The sequence below is a fragment of the Bacillus sp. PS217 genome (assembly GCF_037963535.1).
GTDB classification, from domain to species: domain Bacteria; phylum Bacillota; class Bacilli; order Bacillales; family Bacillaceae; genus Bacillus; species Bacillus subtilis.
This window is the reverse complement of sequence record NZ_CP150157.1, coordinates 2,757,943-2,776,250: the sequence shown is the minus strand read 5'-3', so window position 1 is coordinate 2,776,250 and position 18,308 is coordinate 2,757,943. Positions and strand designations below refer to the sequence as shown.

Below are 18,308 nucleotides of genomic sequence, written 5' to 3'. Positions count from 1 at the left end.
TTGGGAGTGAAAACATGTTTAATCCATCAGACTGGTATATCACACCTCAAGAATACGAACGGGCAGCTAAAAACGGTATTGACAAAATACGCCTTGAAAGAAGAATACGTTTCTCAGGATGGGATAAAGAAAGGGCCATAACAACACCAGTAAAAAAACGCAAGCCAAAGTCAAAATGGGCTGATGTTGCAGTATCAAACGGAATTCACCGAAACTTATTTTTTGCCCGTGTGAATAGGCTGGGCTGGGATGAAGAAAAGGCCGCGACAACCCCGGCATCTGACGTGAGGGAGAACATGAAAAAAGTACAAAAGCATTCGTCTCGTAATAAACACTATCGTCATTCCCCTGAGTTGATAGCTCTTGCTGAGTCGAACGGCATTAAATACCTGACCTATATTAACCGGGTCAATAACTGCGGAATGGACCCTTACGAAGCTGCAGTTACACCCCTTAGATCACGTCAAGAGGTTGCCCAACTCGGCCGTAAAGCTTTCCAAGAAAAATACGGGGATGTAAATGGGCTATTTTTTCAAAAAAGGCGGGCTTCTAATTGAAAACTTTATCAATTGATATAGAAACATTCTCAAGCGTTGATCTTTTAAAAGCAGGCGTTTACGCGTACACAGAAGCCCCTGACTTTGAAATTTTGTTGTTTGCTTATGCTTTCGATGATGATCCTGTAAAAATAATTGATCTGGCTCAGGGGGATACGCTACCGCATGAGGTGCTTGTGGCGCTGACAAGTTCGAAGGTAATCAAGACGGCATATAACGCTAACTTTGAAAGAACGTGTATTGCAAAGCATTTTAATTTAATGCTGCTTCCGGCGCAGTGGAGGTGTACAGCTGTCCACGCTACTACTTTAGGGCTTCCTGGGAATCTTGACGGAGTGGCTAAAGCGTTAAAGCTATCAGCGCAGAAGGATAAAGCAGGTAAAGCCCTTATTCGTTACTTTTCAGTACCGTGTAAACCAACCAAGGCGAATGGGCAAAGGGTTAGGAATCTACCCGAGCACGACCCGGAGAAATGGGAGAAATTCAAAGTCTATTGTATCCAGGATGTTGAAGTAGAACGTGCAATCAAAAACCGCATTTCCAAGTTTGAACCTTTGGAGTCTGAACATAAATTATGGGCGTTAGATCAGGAAATAAATGATAGGGGTGTTCGGATAGATGTGGACCTAGTCAAGCATGCAATAGCCTGTGATGAACAATATCAGGCCGGCTTAATAGCAGAGGCTAAGAAGTTGACCGGTCTGCCCAATCCCAACAGTACGGCGCAATTAAAAAAATGGCTTGAAGAGAAGGGGCTTACTGTTTCCAGTCTAGCTAAAGACAAAATAGAGGAACTTATTGAAAACACAAACGATGAAACTGTTCACAGGGTTTTGAGATTAAGGCAAGAAATGGCGAAAACCTCAGTTAAAAAGTATCTGGCAATGGAGAAAGCTCTTTGCCCTGATAATCGTGTTCGCGGCTTACTTCAATTTTACGGTGCCAGCCGTACTGGCAGATGGGCCGGACGTTTGGTTCAAGTTCAGAATTTGCCACAAAACAAGATAGAGGACCTGGACACAGCCAGGAACTTATTGAAGGGCGGACACTATGAAGCGATCGAATTGCTTTATGGCCAAGTTCCTTTTGTACTGTCTCAGCTTGTTAGAACAGCTTTTATCCCGTCAGAAGGTAATGAGTTTTATGTCTCTGACTTCTCGGCCATCGAGGCCCGTGTAATTGCTTGGCTTGCAGGAGAAGAATGGCGTTTGGAAGTGTTCAACACTCACGGGAAGATTTACGAGGCTTCGGCAGCGCAAATGTTCAAGGTTCCGGTTGAGTCAATCACTAAAGGCAGCCCATTAAGACAAAAAGGTAAAGTTGCCGAGTTAGCTTTGGGCTACCAGGGCGGAAAAGGTGCACTTATTCAGATGGGTGCCCTAAACATGGGCTTAGCAGAGGGTGAACTTCCTGAGCTTGTAAAAGCTTGGCGGACAGCAAACAAAAAGATAGTTAAGTTTTGGTATGACGTAGAAGCCGCAGCAATTAAAGCAGTTAAAGAGAGAAAGCCAGTCAAGCTTCAGCACGGACTAACCTTCTTATGTGAATCTGGCATTTTGTTTGTACAGCTACCGTCAGGCAGACGCCTAGCATATGCTAAGCCAAAACTTGAACTGGATGAGCGCTTCGGTAAAGAAGCACTTACGTATGAGGGGAAACTTGAGTCTGGTAAGTGGGGGCGATTGAACACATACGGCGGCAAGCTTGTCGAGAATATCGTTCAGGCAACTGCACGGGATTGTCTGGCTATTACACTTATGCGTTTAGACAATGCTGGCTATAAAACTGTCATGCACGTTCATGATGAAGCTGTCCTGGATGTTCCCCGAGGGAAAAATGAATTGGATAAAGTAGAGGCCATTATGGGAGAGCCTATTTCTTGGGCTAAGGGTCTACCCTTGACCGCGGACGGCTTTGTTACAGATTACTATAAAAAAGATTAATAGTAGGGGCTGAGATTATGAGTTTTATAAGAAGTCTAATAGCCGTGTTCGGGCTTTTATTCTCAGTGAGGAAAAAGGAAGTCGAATATTACGAATGGATAGAAAGGGATGGTAAGTGATGGCTATTATTAAAAATTATTCACTTGGGGATTTTGGCTGCATTGGGACCGAAACCGAGTTTATTTTGATCATCAAAAATAAAATTTATGGGCCCTGGGGTAATGAGCGCTTTGAATCAGTTTTAAATATTTTAGAAGGCGTACTTGAACAGCCTCGAAAATTAGTACCTTTAGCGGAATGAAAAGGGGGAGTGTCCGGTGATGGAAACAGCTTTAAAAAATCGAGTGCAGCATGACGGGTCTATCACCATAGCAATTGGGCGCAACCGTTGGGATAAGGCTTGGAAAAATAAAGATATGCTATGGTCCGATCTGCTGAAAAAATTATCAACACCAAATTACACGAATGAAACCTATGCAGAATATAAAAAAATGTCCAAGTCACAGCAGGACCAAATAAAAGATGTTGGCGGGTTTGTTGGGGGCTCTTTAAAAGGTGGCCGCCGGAAAACAGATACAGTAGCCTGGCGTCAAATTGTCACCCTAGACGCCGATTTCATAAAAGGCGATCTCTGGGCGTCAGTAGAAATGATGTACGACTTTGCATGTGCAGCCTATTCAACACATAAGCACAGCAAAGAAACGCCACGCTTGAGACTAGTGATTCCGTTAAGGCGGGCCGTTACACCTGATGAATACCAGGCAGTATCGCGCAAACTAGCAGCTGATATTGGTATTGATTTTTTCGATGATACGACTTATCAGCCTCACCGGTTGATGTACTGGCCGTCAACGTCTAAAGACGGCGAATACGTTTTTAAATTACAAGATGAAGCCTGGCTTGACCCCGATGAAGTTCTAGCCAGCTATGAAGACTGGACCGACCCATCATATTGGCCGGAATCATCCAGGATTCAAAAGAGCCGGCAAAAGCTTGCAGATAAACAAGGTGATCCTCATGAGAAAAACGGAATGGTCGGAGCCTTCTGCCGAACCTATTCGATTCCGGAAGTAATTGAAACGTTTTTATCTGATGTTTATGAAGAAGCTGGGCCAGGGCGTTTCACTTATAAAGAAGGGTCCACTAATGGCGGTTTAATTCTCTACGACGACGAAAAATTTGCATATTCCCATCACGGGACGGACCCGGTCGGAGGTCTTTTAGTCAATGCTTTCGATTTAGTTAGAATCCATAAGTTTGGTATGCGTGATGAAGAAGCTGACCCAAATACGCCGGTTGTTCGTCTGCCATCATTCACGGCTATGTCGGATTTTGCTTTAAATGATAAAAATGTAAAACGCACAATCGGGCAAGAAAAGCTGGCCCAGGCGAGTGAAGAGTTTGGGGTTGTTGACGATTCGGACATGGATTGGTTAGAGCATCTGGACGTAAAGAAAAACGGCGATGTTCTTTCGACGGCCAAAAACATTATCTTGATTCTGCAGAATGACCCCCGGCTTGCTGGGAAAATCGCGTGGAATGACTTTTCACATAGGGCTGCCGTTTTGGGTGATCTGCCTTGGCGTAAACTATCGGAGGGAGATTACTGGACGGACAGGGACGATGCCTCTTTAAGAAACTACTTAGAGACAATCTATAAAATTTCCGGACAAGGCAAGGTTCATGATGCCTTAATGGAGGTTCAAGGGAAAAATAAATTTCATCCGGTACAAGATTATTTAAACAGCTTAGAATGGGACGGGCTGCCCCGTCTTGACACGCTTTTTATTGAATACCTGGGCGCAGAGGATACGGAGTATGTCCGGGCCGTTACTCGAAAGATTTTCACTGCAGCCGTTGGACGCGTTCTTAAGCCAGGCGTGAAATTTGATAACGTTTTGGTCATGGTAGGGCCCCAGGGTGTGGGGAAAAGCTTCATCATTAAAAAACTTGGAATGGGTTGGCATTCTGACTCAATTACAACAGTTCAAGGGAAAGAAGCCTATGAACAATTGCAAGGTGCCTGGCTGATAGAGCTGGCCGAATTGTCTGCGACCCGAAAAGCAGAAGCTGAGGCAGTAAAGCACTTTATTTCCAAGCAGGAGGACAGCTATAGGGTTGCATACGGCCGACAAATATCTGTTTTCCCGAGACAGTGCGTTTTCTTTGGCTCCACCAACGATGTGACTTTCTTGAAAGACAGAACAGGGAACCGACGCTTTTGGCCCGTTGTTGTGGCAGCACAGGAAAGAACAAAAAGCATTTGGAAAGACCTTAACCAATATGAGATTGATCAGATATGGGCTGAGGCCGTTGATTGTTGGCACGAAAAAGAGCCCCTTTATCTCACAGGCGAGTTAGAAGAGGCCGCCAAAGAAGCCCAAGAGCTTCACACCGAAGACAGTGCAAAAGCTGGCTTGATTGAGGAATATTTAAACACTCTTCTTCCCGAAGATTGGGACAAAAAAGACATTAGCGAAAGAAGGAATTTTCTACAAGGTTACGACTTCAATGGAGAGACGAAAGGGACCGTTAAGCGTGAAAGAGTTTGTGCCATGGAGGTGTGGGTTGAACTATTTGGGGGCGACCCTAAGCAAATGACCCCTATTCAGGCTCGTGAGATAAACGATATTTTGCGAAGGCTTCCTGGCTGGGCGCCATACACTGAGAGCCGTGGCAGGATGAAATTTGGGCGTTTGTATGGTGTACAAAGAGCTTTTATAAGAGTGAATTAACGGTATCCATACTAATTTAGGTAAATCTAAATCCGGTATCCATGGTATCCATACTAGTATCCATAATTTAAGAGTATGGATACCGTAATAAATCCAGCAGTATCAAGGGCCCAGCCTATATTGGTATCCATGGTATCCATATTATCTATGTAAATATAAAAATAAAAGAATATAGCGTACACACGTAAGAAAATCCCTATAATCTCTTTATTTCATGAACATAGATAGGCTATGGCAATTATGGCAACTATGGATACCGGTTAAAAGGAGTGAAGGCAGTTTTGAAGGAAAGTCAATTAGAGCGACTTCTCAAACGGGAGGTTGAAAGGTATGGAGGCAAGGCGATGAAATTCGTATCCCCTGGTTTATCTGGGGTGCCTGATAGGCTTGTGCTTTTACCTGGGGGAAGGGCTGTTTTTGCGGAAATGAAAGCGCCGGGAGAAAAGTTGAGGCCTTTACAAGTGAAACGAAAAAAGGATTTAGAAGCCTTGGGCTTTGAGGTTCGAGTATTAGATTCTACAGATACAGTAAAAGCTTTTGTTAGGAGGGCATTTCATGGAGTTCAAACCACATCAATATCAAGAGCATGCGATCAAACACATTATAGAAACTGAGGCAGCAGGTCTTTTTCTTGATATGGGGATGGGGAAAACCGTAAGTACATTAACAGCAGTATCGGACCTCCTGTATGATTATTTTGATGTATCAAAGGTCTTGGTAATCGCGCCTTTAAGGGTGGCAGAAGATACTTGGTCAAGAGAGACAGAAAAATGGGACCACACTTCCCATTTAAAAGTATCGAAGGTGTTGGGCCCTGAATCATCCAGAATTATGGCCCTAGATACTAAAGCTGACGTATACGTTATTAACCGTGAAAATATTGAATGGCTTGTTAATTTTTATGGCAAAGAATGGCCCTTTGACATGGTGGTGATAGATGAGCTTTCCAGCTTTAAATCATCTAAGGCAAAACGGTTCCGGGCCTTGAAGAAAGTTAGGCCTTTTATAAAAAGAATTGTGGGCCTGACAGGAACACCCGCCCCAAACAGTTTGATTGATTTATGGCCGCAAATGTATTTGTTAGATCAGGGAGAGCGATTGGGTAAAACCGTCACCAGTTATAGAGAGAAATACTTTCAGCCTGATCAAAGAAATAGAACTGTTATATACAGCTGGAAGCTTAGAGAAGGAGCCGAAGAGGCCATTCATAAAAAAGTGTCTGATATTTGCATTAGTATGCAGGCCAGAGATTGGCTTGAACTGCCTGAGCGAATCGATAATGTTGTGAAAGTACGAATGCCTGAGAAAATTAAAGCGAAATACAAACAACTTGAAAAGGATTTGCTTCTTCCATTTTTAGATGGCGATGTTGTGGCTGATACTGCAGCAGTTCTTTCAAACAAACTATTGCAGCTGGCGAACGGTGCCGTATATGACGAAAATGGAGAAATTCAAAAACTTCATGATGAAAAACTAAATGCATTAGAGGACATAGTGGAAGCAGCCAACGGCAAGCCTATTCTTGTCTTTTATTCATACAAGCACGATCTTGAACGCATTCAGCAAAAATTTAAGAAGGCAAAGACGTTAGACAGCAGCAAAGAGATAGCTGACTGGAACAAAGGGGAAATTGAAATGCTTCTAGCACATCCAGCATCTACAGGGCACGGACTAAATTTACAGGATGGAGGCCATATCATTGTATGGTTTGGAATGACTTGGAGTCTTGAACTGTATCAGCAAGCAAATGCAAGACTTGACCGTCAAGGGCAAAAACATAGTGTAATCGTGAACCATCTAGTCACAGAGGGCACTGTGGATGAAGATGTTATGCGGGCTTTAAAGAGTAAAGCCGTCGGGCAAAATGCTTTATTGGAGGCAGTCAAAGCAAGATTGGAGAAATTAACATGACAGCAGAACAGCTTTCATTTATGAGTCCAGTGGATGCAAGAGCCGTAAGAAAAATAGTTATCAAAGAGCTAAAAGATTATAGAGCCTTAAAAGTACAAATTGAAAACAAGAGAGAATGCGAAAGCGCGGGCATGAGTCTTTTTCCTTCTCTTAGGGATTCGCATAACATCAATGAGCTAAAGGTGAAGCAAATGGAACGAGCGTTACAAAATAGCCTGGATGATTTAGAACGTTTGATCATTGAAAAGAAATATCTAACGGCAACCGCAGTCAAAGACATAAGTATATATATGGATTTAGGTATCAAGAAAAACACTTATTACGAATTGAAAAAAAGGGCGATATACCGCCTTGCTACAGCACTTGGAATCATCTGAGTGCTTTTTCTTTTGGACAAAAAACGGACTTTTAAGGATACAAAAAGGGGCCCAAAAAAGGAGACTATTTATGTTTGAAATCCCGATAAACTTTACCTATCAACGAAATACGATAAATAAAACTTATCGAAATATACGGGAGATGCGTCTTTCCCTTATCAAGACGAATTCGGATACGGAACAAAGGTGTTGAGGAATGAAGCCAAAACGAGAGGAACATTCTGAGCCTGGATAGCAGCTAGTCTGAGGCGTCCGTATCGGGAGGATAGTAATATCGTATTTCATTGATCGGTCTTACTATACTTGGCGTCCTCTCGAAGTATTTGTAAGATCAATTAGCTTAAGCAACTAGCATAAGGGGGGCATTAAACTTTTTTTCGACAAATTTTGCAAATTGTTCCTTTGTCCTTTACTTTCACCGATAATAAGGTGGGGGGGGGGATCTACAAAATGTGTAACTTAGACAAAGAAGAGAAGTTGGAAAAAACAAATTTTGATGTATTTGAAGACTTGAAAAGAAGAGTTAGATTTACTCGCAAGGCTAGAATACAAGCATCAAAAAGATTGCGAGAACGGCATGAGTTTTTTGAGAAGGTCTCCTATTTTTATTCTCTATTGGTATTGATTTTCTCTGTATGGTTTTTAAATATGGGCAATGACAAAGAAAACCTTGTAGCAACTAAAATACTCTTAATATTTTCTCTTTCTTTAACTTTTTTTACGATGTTTCTTAATATTAAAAATTATAAAGAAAGAGCAAGTAGCTTCGAATTGAATTATCAAAACTTAGATATTTTATTAAATAAAATTGAGAGAAGAGAGTGCGATCCAGAGTCAATAACTGATGAAGAAATCAAAGGCTTGCATAGAGAATATGAGAAATTATTACTTGAAAAAGAGAATCATTTAGATATTGATTACTACGTGAGTAATAAAAAAACTAGAGAAAAATACGCCTCTAAAATAAATCAATATGTTTGGCGAGATCGTGTTGTTAAATTTCTTGTCGCGATTTATCCGATTATAATTATTTTTGCAATTGTCTTATACACATGGCTTAATTCACTGTTAGCAATACATTTATAAAAAAAGCACCCTATTAGGTGCTTTTTTTATATTCTCTGTAAATGCTACTTTGCAGCTACAAAAGAGATAGGTGGTGCGAGTTATCTTCTTGTAATTTTACTTCTGATTTCTTCGGGAAGAAAACCTAATAATTCTACATAGCTTTTATTTTTCAATGTGACAGCTAATGTGTAATATCTTGCATAAAGATCAGCTATTTCCTTTTCATCAGCTATTGAAAATTCCTTTAAATGTAACTGAGTTAATTCAGTTGCAACATCCAATGAATTACGCTGAATAGGGGTTGGTTTAGTTGTAATATCAGCCATATTTATCACCTCCTGGTTAAATTATATCGTATTTGGGAATTGAAGTGTTATATTTTTCTAGTTGATAAAAGGAAAGGAAGTGATAATCCTGCCGTTAAAAAGATGTAATGCGCCAGCCTGCCGAAACTATGTGGACTGGACACAGCGTTTTTGTGAGAAGCACAAGGGCTATGCTGACAAGCAGTACAACAAAGATGTGAGGTACAACAGGGAGAACAATAGACGCTATTCCTATTACCATTCGAGAGAGTGGAAGCTTCTTCGTGAACAGAAGCTTAGAGAAAGTAACTATCATTGTGCCGTCTGTGCCTCACAGGGACGTTTGAATAAGTCTCATAGGTTAGTAGTTCATCACAAGTTCAAAGAGCTTAGAGACGTTCTAAACAACATTCAGGCACGTACTGACTTAAATAATCTTGAGGTGTTATGTCAGTATCATCATAACCAAATCACGTTTGGGAAAGGAGAAGGTAATTAGATGAGCAACAGAACGTTTCATTTGATCGGAATTATTGCGAGTGGTATCAGCGTCATTATTTCCACTACAGCATTAATTTTGTCGCTTTAAGTCCCCCCGAACTTTAACCGGGTACCAAAAAAAATTTCCTGGGCATCGGCGCCCCCTCTTCTTCGTAAAATTTGTTGAAATGAAATTTTGATTTTTACTATTTTGAGCCGTTTTTGAATATGAGTTCTTTGCGCTTGATCCCTTATCCAGCATAAGTTGATCGGCGTTTTTATTATGCGTTCATTTGTTGAAAATCAGTAGTGCGGAAATTCGCTGAAAGGTGGTGGTTTTTATTGGCGAGAAGAAAACAAATGACGGAAACACTAAAAGGACAAATATCTAAAGATGAATTGCAGAAACGGCAGCAGCAGGAAGAAAAATTAAAAGGTTTTACGCCATTGCAAGAGAAACCACCCTACTGGCTTTCGACAATGGCGAAAAATGAATGGGAAAGAATATACCCTTATCTCAGCGAGCTGCCAATATCAGAATTAGACAGGACGCTCTTTGCTCTGTTTTGTAACAGCTACGCACAGTACAGGATAGCGCTAAATGACATTAACCAAAACGGTCAAACGATCGAAGAAATAAACAGCAAAGGCTTTCCTGTCAAAAAGAAAAACCCGTCCGTTGATATCATGAATAGCATGTCAAAAGAGATACGCGGAATAGCAGGTCAGTTAGGGCTTTCATTAGACTCAAGGCTGCGTCTTGTTGGCTTGGGTGATGATGAGGGCGAAGAGGACCCAATCACAAAATTCATGAAAAGCCGTGGTAAGAATGGTTGATCATGTAAAGGCATATGCCCAAGCGGTTATAAGCGGCGAGATTGTTGCGGGTGAGTATATCATTCTTGCTTGCAAAAGGCATATGGAGGATTTGGAAAGATCGAAACTTGCACCTTTCAACTATTATTTTGATGTGGAAGAGGCAAACGCAAGAATTGACTTTACTGAAATATTGCCAAACCCTGAGACTGGTGAACCGGTAGAATTGTTGTCATATCAAAAATGGATTATTGGAAGTATCTTTGGTTGGAAAAGAAAAGATAATGGCAACCGACGATTTAAAAGAGCACTAATAACAAAGGCCCGGCGTAATGGGAAAACGTTTTTAGTCTCGACGATGGGAACGAATGAGTTTTTCCTCTGCGAAACACCAAAACGCAACAGGAAAATTGTATTTGCCTCCAATGCCTTAAAACAGGCGAGAATCGGCTTTGAGTATATGAAAGACCAAATAAGAACATTGACAAATGGTTCAAAAGCCATGAAAAAGAGAGTCAAAATTTTAGACGCTGAAATAAAAGACTTGTATTCAGGCAGCACGGCATATCCCATTTCCTCTGATACGTCTACGGGAGACGGATTTGCGGCAACAGTCGCAATCATAGACGAATGGCACGAAAGTCAAGATTTGAAAATGTACAACCTTTTAAAATCGGGTCAGATCGCTTTAAAAAATAGCTTGCTTGCAATTATCAGCACAGCAGGATTAAACCCAAACGTCCCAATGTATAGGGAAGTTCAAATGCTGAAAAAGGTTTTAAGAAAAGAGCGGTCTATGGATGACTATTTCATAGCTATTTATGAACAGGACGACGTTGAAAAAGAGGCGGAGCTCCCAGAAACATGGATAAAGTCAAACCCTATCTTGGAGCATCCAGAGATTGGCGAAACCGTCATGGAGTCATTAAAGATGGACTTGATAGCCGCAAAAGAGCAGCGGAACCTAAATGCTTTATACGTGAAAAACTTTAATGTGTGGCGGCAAGTGAGTGAAGAAAGTTTTATCTCTATTGACGATTGGAACGCCTGTGCCGTGGACGAAGCGCCGGACCTTGTCGGTCGAGAGGTTTATATTGGGCTGGACATGTCAAGGTCAGACGATCTAACGGCTGCGTCCTGGATTTATCCACTTGATGACGAGGCAAGAAGGTATTACGTTGACAGTCATTCATTTGTTGCGACAAAGGGCGGCCTAGACCAAAAAATAAGCCGGGACAAAATTGACTATAGGGAGATGGCTGACCGGGGTTACTGCACCATTACTGATAAAGAAACCGGGATAATCAATCAGCAGCAGGTCATCGACTACATTAAGCATAGAATTAAGTCGCAAAAGCTTAAGGTTAAAGGCATTCTTTATGACCCTCATGCTATTTCCTTGGTGTTGAATGAGCTGGAAGAATACCCGTTAATTGAAGTGGGGCAGGGGGCGAAGCGACTTTCCCCACCAGCAAAAGACTTCCGGCTATGTGTTTATGATAAGCGCATCATTCACACTGACAATCCTTTACTGACAATTGCCGTAAACAATGCAATAGTCAAAGAGTTTAATGATTTAATCAGGATTGATAAAGATAAGAACCGTGAGAAAATTGACCCGATCGCGGCAATGATCACGGCTCACTATGAAGCGATGCACTATTACACAGATGAATTTGATTGGAACTCTTATTACGAAAGCGAAGAATTCACTCTTTAGGAAAAGGAGGGGCGCCATGAAAATCGGAAAAATAAATACATTTTTGTTGGGAGTATGTCAGTTTATTAAGTTGAACTTGCATACTCTTTTATTTTTGGCCGGCTTGTTTGTTATCGACTATGGGGTTTTCTATCTTCATCCAGTAGCCGGCTTTATTGTGGCGGGTCTTTTTCTCGTTCTTATTGCCTTCTTGCTGAATCCAAAAGAAGAGGAAGGGAGGTGATTGAGTGGCATTCTTTCGATCGTTAGATAAGCAGAGCCCAGGAGCACGAGAGTTCAATGAAATCATTCTCGGCTTGGACGGGCTGTCTTACACGTCCGTCAGTGCGATTAAAAACAGCGATGTATTCACGGCGGTTCTCACTCTTTCCTCTGATATTGCAGCGTCACCAATTATGGTTCACCAAAATGGTGTTGAGGAAAAGGATTCCGATCTGTTCAGGTTACTGAATGAGAAGCCTAATGATTATTATTCAGGGTACTTTTTTAAATTCATTCTTGTGGCTAACGCACTAATGAATGGCCAGTCTTACGCGGAAATAGTCCGGGACAAAGAGGGAACGCCTTTAGAGCTGATTCACTTATTGAACAGTGAAGTCTATGCCGAGCAGCTGCAGGACCGGAATGAAATACTGTACCGGTATTATCCGTCTGGCGGCAAAGAAAGAGTCTTGAAGCCGGAAAATGTACTGCACATTAAATTTTTCAGCATGGACGGAATAACGGGCATGAGTCCTCTTTCTAGTCTTAAGCATGAAATTGAAAGCCAGGAGGCTGGGAAACGCCTTGTTACAGACTTTTTCAGAAGAGGCGTCAACTTAAGCGGTATTGTAAACATGAAAAAAGGTCATTTATCTCCTGAGGCAAAGGACAAAATCCGTAATGAATTTGAAAAAGCAAACTCTGGCATTAAGAATCAGCAACGGGTTGTTGTACTTGATGAAAATATGGAGTTTAGCCAGTTAGAAATCAATACAAAAGTGCTTGAGGTCGTGAATAACTACACGCATTCAACGAAACAGATAGCCAAAGTGTTCGGGCTGCCGGCGCACAAGCTGGGCATTGAGCAGGTAAACACCTCACTAGAACAAGCGAACCTGGACTATCTGACAAATACACTTTCAAACTATTTTGCGGCCATCGCCTCAGAGCTTAATTTCAAAATGCTGCCGTACCCTTTAAACCTGCAGCGGAAATTTCAATTCGACACACGGCGATTTAGAGAAACGGACGCGAAAACAAAGCGCGAGAATGTTATTGCCCTGCTGCAAAACGGTATTTTCTCTCTAAACAATGCCCTGGCTGAGTATGGTTACGAGCCAATACCAAACGGGGATAAGCGTTACATGAGTTTGAACTATGTAAACATTGATTCGATGGACGAGATTCAGAAAGCAAAAGCAAAGAGCCTGCCTATCTCGTCAGCAGGTGAAGGAGGTGAGGGGAATGTCTAAGGAAGTAGAGATTAGAACGTCGCAGGAAGGGGCCTTAAAAGCTCATTCAGACGATGACGGCCCAAAAGTGATAAGTGGTTATGCTTTGAAATTCGGCACCCGCAGCCACAATTTGGGCGGTTTCATTGAAATGATTGATAAAAGGGCCCTTGATCAGACAGACATGAGCGATGTACGGGCATTGATTGATCATGACCCATCCAAGATTCTCGGCCGTACGTCTGCCGGCACGCTTAAGCTTGAAGTTGATGACATCGGCTTAAGATTCGACGTTACTTTGCCGAATACACAGTACGCATCGGATTTATACGAAAATCTGCGGGTTGGCAATATCTCAAATTGTTCTTTCGGCTTCATGCTGGGGAAGGATGGAGACAGTTTTACTCGTGACCAGGAAACTGGCCTGCCGTTGCGGAGCTTGAGAAACATTTCAAAGCTTACAGATGTGTCAGTCGTTACTTATCCGGCTTATGAAGACACTGACGTGACAATTGCAAAACGGAATTTACAGCAGTACGAGGAAAGAAACCGGAATCCGGAAAAAGAAAAGCTGCTGCTGCAGCTGGATTTATTAAAAATGGGATTGTAAAAGCACTCGAAAACCGGGTGCTTATTTTATTTGAAAAGGAGCAAACACATGTTATCTGAAAAAATTAAGGAACTAAGATCACAGATTACTAAAAAACAAACGGCTATTAATACAAAAATCACAGAAGCCCATAAACGAGCAGAGGAAGACAAGCTGGATGAAGCAACTGCTTTGAAAGGTGAAATCACTTCCATGAAAGAAGAGCTTGACACCCTGCAAAAAAAGCTTGCGGAGTATGAGGAGTTAGCAGGACTCAAGCCAGAGAACCCAGCACCAGCTGGCGGTAAAGAAGACGACGAGGAGAAAAGATCAATGCATGGCGGAGGCTTCCGTACAATCATCAAACCAGGTAAGACAGAAGAGGTAAGAGCTTTTGAAGAGTTTTTGCGATCAAAAGGGGAGAAACGCGACGGGTTGAAATCTGATGGCGCTGAGGCGATTATTCCAATTGATGTAATCACCAAACCCCAACAGGAACCAGAAGATGTTGTGGACCTTGCCGCAATTGTTAATAACGTGAATGTGACCACTGCTTCCGGTAGTTATCCGGTTCTAGCAAACGCTGATACAGGTCTAGTCTCTGTGGCGGAATTAGAGAAAAACCCTGAATTGGCGAAACCTAAGTTCAATAAAGTACCTTGGGCCGTAGAAACATATCGCGGTCATCTGCCTATTTCTCAGGAGGCTATTGATGATTCGGGTGTGGATTTGACTGCCATCGTGGCAAATCATCTGCAGCAGGTTAAACGTATCACAAAAAATACAAAAGTGGCGGAGGTTCTTCGGTCATTCCCAGCCAAATCAGTGACAGGTACAGACGAAATCAAACGCATCTTAAATGTTGATTTAAAGCAAGCATACGCCAGAAATATTGTTGCGACTGCATCAGCGTTTCAATTCCTTGATACGTTGAAAGATAAAAACGGCCAGTACATTTTACGTCAGGACATTTCTACACCAACAGGAAAGATGCTGCTTGGTAGCCAGGTCAATGTTGTGGACGATACTGTTCTAGGTGAGAAAGCTGGCGACGCGGTTATGTTTATCGGAGACTTGAAAAAAGCCGTCTTCTTCGCAAACCGTGTGGAGGCTACGGCGAAATGGGTTGAGAATGACGTTTACGGTCAGGTCCTTTCTCTGGCAGTTCGTTTTGACGTGAAAAAAGCTGATGAGAAAGCCGGTTACTTTGTCACTATTAATCAAACAACAACTAGCACAGAAGATCAGTCAGCGGTAGACGTGGGCCAATAAAAAATAATTGAAAAGGATGATTGAACATGGCAGAAGAATTTCTAAATAAAAGTGGAAACGTATGGACTGCATCGGAAATGGACACGGACGGAAAACCGATTACCCGAGTTTATCTTGGCGGAAACAGTGAAGAAAACCCCCTATTTATCAAGGGGATGCAGGGAGAACAAGGACCTCAAGGCCCAGCAGGTCCGCAGGGTCCTAAAGGCGACCCTGGCGAGCAGGGACCGAAAGGAGACACGGGCCCACAAGGTCCTCAAGGAAAGACAGGCGCCCAGGGTCCTCAGGGTGAAGCTGGCCCGCAAGGTCCTAAAGGAGACAAGGGCGACCCTGGTAAAGACGGCTTTGGGACGGAAGAGCAATACAATGAACTTGTTAAACGTATTGAAGCCTTGGAACAAGCAGCACAAGCAAAATAATGACGTAATGGGACGCATACCGGCGTCCCTTTTTGTTTGTAAAGGAGTGTTTGAATGACGCTGGAAGAATTAAAGCTTGCGATGAGGATAGATCACAACTTTGATGATGGGTTCATCGAGCAGCTGAAAGATACTGCGGAAGATTATATAAAAGATGCCGTAACGCTTTCGCCAAACAGGGACGCTTTCTTTCAAAACAACCCTAAATTTGATACAGCTGTCATGTTCCTGGTCGGCGCCTGGTATGAACAGCGCGTATCCTCAATGGACAAAGCGTTGCAAGAAATACCTTTCGGCGTAACAAACTTTATTCAGCAATTCAGAGGGGCGTATACAGATGGAATTTAGCCGGCTCAATACACGCATCACTTTTGTTACACGAAAGAACGGGAAGGACCCGGAAACCAGGGAGAATATTGAGGTAAATGAGCCCTTGTTTTCTTGCTGGGCTGAGATAAGAGAACAGAAGTTAAGAGAAAAGCTCACGACAGCTGGCACCTTCTTAGAGAACAGCATTACGTTCATTATTCGCTATCAGCAAGTTAAGAAAGCGACAAATAACATGCATGTTCTTCATGATGACGAGCTTTATGAAATAAAAGACATTCTCCCAAACTCTCAGGACAAAAACCTGATCAATGTGTTTGCGGAGAAGGTGAGCTGATGGCGCGGCAAGATGACGGTATCGGCGGTATAGAAAAAGAGCTTGATAAGCTTGCAAGAAAAAATACCAGGGCAGCCAAAGCAGCCGTCCAGGCAGGCGCACAGGTTTTTGCTGAGGCGCTGGAACGTAATACGCCCCGAGGCAGAGAAAGCGACCACGATCCCCACAAAGTACACATGAAAGATAATGTGGTGTACTCAAAGGCCAAGGAAGACGGGGAGATATATGCAAGTGTGGGTTATGGGAAAGAAACAGCCTCCCGCCTGCACTTCTCTAACTTTGGAACGATCAAGCAGCCCCCGCAGCACTTCATTGAGAGGACATCAAACGAAATGGAGCAAACGGTTTTGCAGATCGTACAGCAAGTATACATGAGGGAGCTGGGACTATGATGCTTCCCATTCAGGAAGTTGAAAAGCTTTTAAGTGAAAACGAAACCCTTACTTCTCTTGTGGACAGTGACCGGATATTCCTGGTCTTTGTTCCAGAAGAAGATCAGGACATAGAAAAGGCCCCGATGATTCGCATTAACGAGCTTGAGAGCCACAGAAAAGACTATGCGGACGATAGGGCCCTAACATTTGAGGTTGATATTCAAATAGATTTATGGACTAAAACCATAAAGGACGCCCAGGCTATACAGCCTGTGATTGATCAGATCATGGCAGAGAACGACTACAAGCAATATGCGTCAGCCTTTGACCGTGACCCAGATATTGCTCTATACCGGTACGCCCGGAGATACAGAGCGACCAAATTAATTGATATTCAAAAAATAAACATAGAAAAGGATGATATGAATGGCTAAGACGGGACTAAGCGGCATTAAATATGCCGAGCTTGTTGATGAAAAAGCCTCTGCTATCGTAGATATGCCTGGGGCAATTGAAGCGAAGCTGGATGTTTCTTCTGAACTATCACCTCTTTATGCAGATGACGGCATTTTTGCGGTGAAAAGTACAGGAGTCAGTGAAACAAAACTTGAGTTAAATGTCGCAGACCTTACTACCGAAATGAAAAGAACTCTTTTAGGTGTGAAGGTTGTTGATGGTATTGAAGAGTACCACAAAGATATGGAGCCGCCTTACGTGTGCATTACATGGCGTCAAAAACACCATGAGAAAGGCTATGTGTATTACGCTCTGTTAAAAGGGAAATTTGGCATCCCTTCTGTGGAGGGGAAAACGAAAGAAGATAAAGTTGACTATCAAACAGATACGATCGAAGGGCAATTCTTGCCGCGTAAATCGGACGGGCTTGTGTTCCTGATTGGTTACGATCAAAACGATGGATTCACATTAGAAAAATTCTATGAACGTGCTTATGGGATGCTGCCAGACGGCATGACAACAGAAGAAGTAAGTGCAGACTTAGGAAAATAAACTGGCAGCCGGACAGCGGCTGCTTTTTCTATAAAAATTAAAAGGTGGGTTTCACAATGGTTAAAGCAGTTTTAAGAGATTATGCCCTAGCTGAAGTAGATGAAAACGGCGAAATTGTATCTGTTCCAGAAAAAACATTTGTTCAGCCAATTGTTACAGCAAGATATACGTATAGAGCTTTAGAAATACATGCAAATGCAATGGATGAAGAATCGGGAATGACAGAGCATGATGTAATGGATGACATGATCACTCTTGTTTTGGACATATTCAAAAATCAATTTACATTTGATGATATTCTAGACGGTGTTCAATCTGATGATTTATTTGACTGGCTCAGAGATATTATTGATCAGGTTATGGTTAAAGATAAAAAAAAGGCTCAATTGAAGAAGAAGGCCGTGGAGTCTCAAAAATAACAGGGAAGCCAATGACCTACAGGGACTATCTTAACAGGATGAAGCAAATGTATCTTGACTTGATGGAAAATGGTTACAAGCTTCATGAAATAGATGACATGGATGTACAACGCTTTTTTGATCTTGCAACTTACAAGCATGAGGAAGAAAACAAACTTGTCCCTGCTTATCAAATATTCGGTGCAACTTTGTAAAAGGGTGTCTGTAAAGGCGCTCTT

23 protein-coding genes are annotated in these 18,308 nt (G+C 42.3%); 22 read left to right on the top strand and 1 reads right to left on the bottom strand.

Going from position 1 to position 18,308, the window contains the following annotated elements:
- Positions 1 to 14: 14 nt before the first annotated feature.
- The 8 genes from NSQ83_RS14480 to NSQ83_RS14445 all read left to right on the top strand — a co-directional run bounded on the left by NSQ83_RS14480 (position 15) and on the right by NSQ83_RS14445 (position 8,609).
- Entirely contained in the window at positions 15 to 557 is a 543-nt protein-coding gene (locus tag NSQ83_RS14480) for a hypothetical protein (RefSeq protein WP_095374959.1), read from the top strand.
- The gene (locus NSQ83_RS14475; RefSeq protein WP_095374960.1) at positions 554 to 2,500 is read left to right on the top strand and encodes a DNA polymerase; all 1,947 of its coding nucleotides are present in this window, start codon (positions 554 to 556) and stop codon (positions 2,498 to 2,500) included. The genes NSQ83_RS14480 and NSQ83_RS14475 overlap by 4 nt, the downstream gene beginning before the upstream one ends.
- Before the next feature lie 118 nt (positions 2,501 to 2,618).
- The gene (locus NSQ83_RS14470; RefSeq protein WP_095374961.1) at positions 2,619 to 2,801 is read left to right on the top strand and encodes a hypothetical protein; all 183 of its coding nucleotides are present in this window, start codon (positions 2,619 to 2,621) and stop codon (positions 2,799 to 2,801) included.
- A 19-nt stretch (positions 2,802 to 2,820) separates the two neighbouring features.
- Positions 2,821 to 5,235, top strand: a complete 2,415-nt coding sequence (locus tag NSQ83_RS14465) for a virulence-associated E family protein (protein ID WP_213418943.1) — start codon at positions 2,821 to 2,823, stop codon at positions 5,233 to 5,235.
- 281 nt (positions 5,236 to 5,516) lie between these two features.
- On the top strand, positions 5,517 to 5,849 hold the full coding sequence (locus NSQ83_RS14460) for a VRR-NUC domain-containing protein (protein ID WP_063124472.1): 333 nt from the start codon (positions 5,517 to 5,519) through the stop codon (positions 5,847 to 5,849).
- On the top strand, positions 5,791 to 7,146 hold the full coding sequence (locus NSQ83_RS14455; RefSeq protein WP_167568545.1) for a DEAD/DEAH box helicase: 1,356 nt from the start codon (positions 5,791 to 5,793) through the stop codon (positions 7,144 to 7,146). Before NSQ83_RS14460 ends, NSQ83_RS14455 begins: the two co-directional genes overlap by 59 nt.
- A complete protein-coding gene (locus NSQ83_RS14450) occupies positions 7,143 to 7,523 on the top strand; it encodes an ArpU family phage packaging/lysis transcriptional regulator (RefSeq protein WP_167568547.1) in 381 nt (126 codons plus the stop codon). Before NSQ83_RS14455 ends, NSQ83_RS14450 begins: the two co-directional genes overlap by 4 nt.
- Before the next feature lie 450 nt (positions 7,524 to 7,973).
- Entirely contained in the window at positions 7,974 to 8,609 is a 636-nt protein-coding gene (locus NSQ83_RS14445) for an SLATT domain-containing protein (protein WP_167568549.1), read from the top strand.
- A gap of 80 nt (positions 8,610 to 8,689) precedes the next feature.
- On the opposite strand, the gene NSQ83_RS14440 is transcribed toward NSQ83_RS14445, so the two are convergent.
- The gene (locus NSQ83_RS14440) at positions 8,690 to 8,917 is read right to left on the bottom strand and encodes a hypothetical protein (RefSeq protein ID WP_167568551.1); all 228 of its coding nucleotides are present in this window, start codon (positions 8,915 to 8,917) and stop codon (positions 8,690 to 8,692) included.
- A gap of 801 nt (positions 8,918 to 9,718) precedes the next feature.
- Between NSQ83_RS14440 and NSQ83_RS14435 the strand changes: the two genes are divergently transcribed.
- From NSQ83_RS14435 to NSQ83_RS14370, 14 genes are all read left to right on the top strand, one after another.
- Positions 9,719 to 10,213, top strand: a complete 495-nt coding sequence (locus NSQ83_RS14435; protein ID WP_043856938.1) for a phage terminase small subunit P27 family — start codon at positions 9,719 to 9,721, stop codon at positions 10,211 to 10,213.
- An 82-nt stretch (positions 10,214 to 10,295) separates the two neighbouring features.
- Complete coding sequence (locus tag NSQ83_RS14430) at positions 10,296 to 11,912, top strand: terminase TerL endonuclease subunit (RefSeq protein ID WP_250634741.1); 1,617 nt, start codon at positions 10,296 to 10,298, stop codon at positions 11,910 to 11,912.
- Positions 11,913 to 11,928: 16 nt separating this feature from the next.
- The gene (locus tag NSQ83_RS14425; RefSeq protein WP_167568553.1) at positions 11,929 to 12,135 is read left to right on the top strand and encodes a hypothetical protein; all 207 of its coding nucleotides are present in this window, start codon (positions 11,929 to 11,931) and stop codon (positions 12,133 to 12,135) included.
- Between the two features lie 4 nt (positions 12,136 to 12,139).
- Positions 12,140 to 13,366 carry a phage portal protein gene (locus NSQ83_RS14420; protein WP_167568555.1) on the top strand — a complete coding sequence of 409 codons (1,227 nt, stop codon included), beginning with the start codon at positions 12,140 to 12,142 and terminating at the stop codon, positions 13,364 to 13,366.
- Positions 13,359 to 13,955 carry an HK97 family phage prohead protease gene (locus tag NSQ83_RS14415; RefSeq protein WP_069839638.1) on the top strand — a complete coding sequence of 199 codons (597 nt, stop codon included), beginning with the start codon at positions 13,359 to 13,361 and terminating at the stop codon, positions 13,953 to 13,955. Before NSQ83_RS14420 ends, NSQ83_RS14415 begins: the two co-directional genes overlap by 8 nt.
- Positions 13,956 to 14,003: 48 nt before the next feature.
- Entirely contained in the window at positions 14,004 to 15,206 is a 1,203-nt protein-coding gene (locus tag NSQ83_RS14410) for a phage major capsid protein (protein ID WP_167568557.1), read from the top strand.
- A gap of 26 nt (positions 15,207 to 15,232) precedes the next feature.
- A complete protein-coding gene (locus NSQ83_RS14405; RefSeq protein WP_095374967.1) occupies positions 15,233 to 15,625 on the top strand; it encodes a collagen-like protein in 393 nt (130 codons plus the stop codon).
- A 54-nt stretch (positions 15,626 to 15,679) separates the two neighbouring features.
- A complete protein-coding gene (locus NSQ83_RS14400; protein ID WP_088326043.1) occupies positions 15,680 to 15,973 on the top strand; it encodes a head-tail connector protein in 294 nt (97 codons plus the stop codon).
- Entirely contained in the window at positions 15,963 to 16,289 is a 327-nt protein-coding gene (locus NSQ83_RS14395) for a phage head closure protein (RefSeq protein ID WP_014479873.1), read from the top strand. Before NSQ83_RS14400 ends, NSQ83_RS14395 begins: the two co-directional genes overlap by 11 nt.
- Positions 16,289 to 16,681, top strand: a complete 393-nt coding sequence (locus tag NSQ83_RS14390) for an HK97-gp10 family putative phage morphogenesis protein (protein ID WP_031600548.1) — start codon at positions 16,289 to 16,291, stop codon at positions 16,679 to 16,681. The genes NSQ83_RS14395 and NSQ83_RS14390 overlap by 1 nt, the downstream gene beginning before the upstream one ends.
- Positions 16,678 to 17,097: a DUF3168 domain-containing protein gene (locus tag NSQ83_RS14385; RefSeq protein ID WP_046160692.1), complete on the top strand. Its 420-nt coding sequence runs from the start codon at positions 16,678 to 16,680 to the stop codon at positions 17,095 to 17,097. Before NSQ83_RS14390 ends, NSQ83_RS14385 begins: the two co-directional genes overlap by 4 nt.
- Complete coding sequence (locus NSQ83_RS14380) at positions 17,090 to 17,671, top strand: major tail protein (protein WP_069839632.1); 582 nt, start codon at positions 17,090 to 17,092, stop codon at positions 17,669 to 17,671. The genes NSQ83_RS14385 and NSQ83_RS14380 overlap by 8 nt, the downstream gene beginning before the upstream one ends.
- Positions 17,672 to 17,727: 56 nt before the next feature.
- The gene (locus NSQ83_RS14375; RefSeq protein ID WP_167568559.1) at positions 17,728 to 18,090 is read left to right on the top strand and encodes a hypothetical protein; all 363 of its coding nucleotides are present in this window, start codon (positions 17,728 to 17,730) and stop codon (positions 18,088 to 18,090) included.
- An 11-nt stretch (positions 18,091 to 18,101) separates the two neighbouring features.
- A complete protein-coding gene (locus NSQ83_RS14370; RefSeq protein ID WP_032731905.1) occupies positions 18,102 to 18,284 on the top strand; it encodes a hypothetical protein in 183 nt (60 codons plus the stop codon).
- Positions 18,285 to 18,308 lie beyond the last annotated feature (24 nt).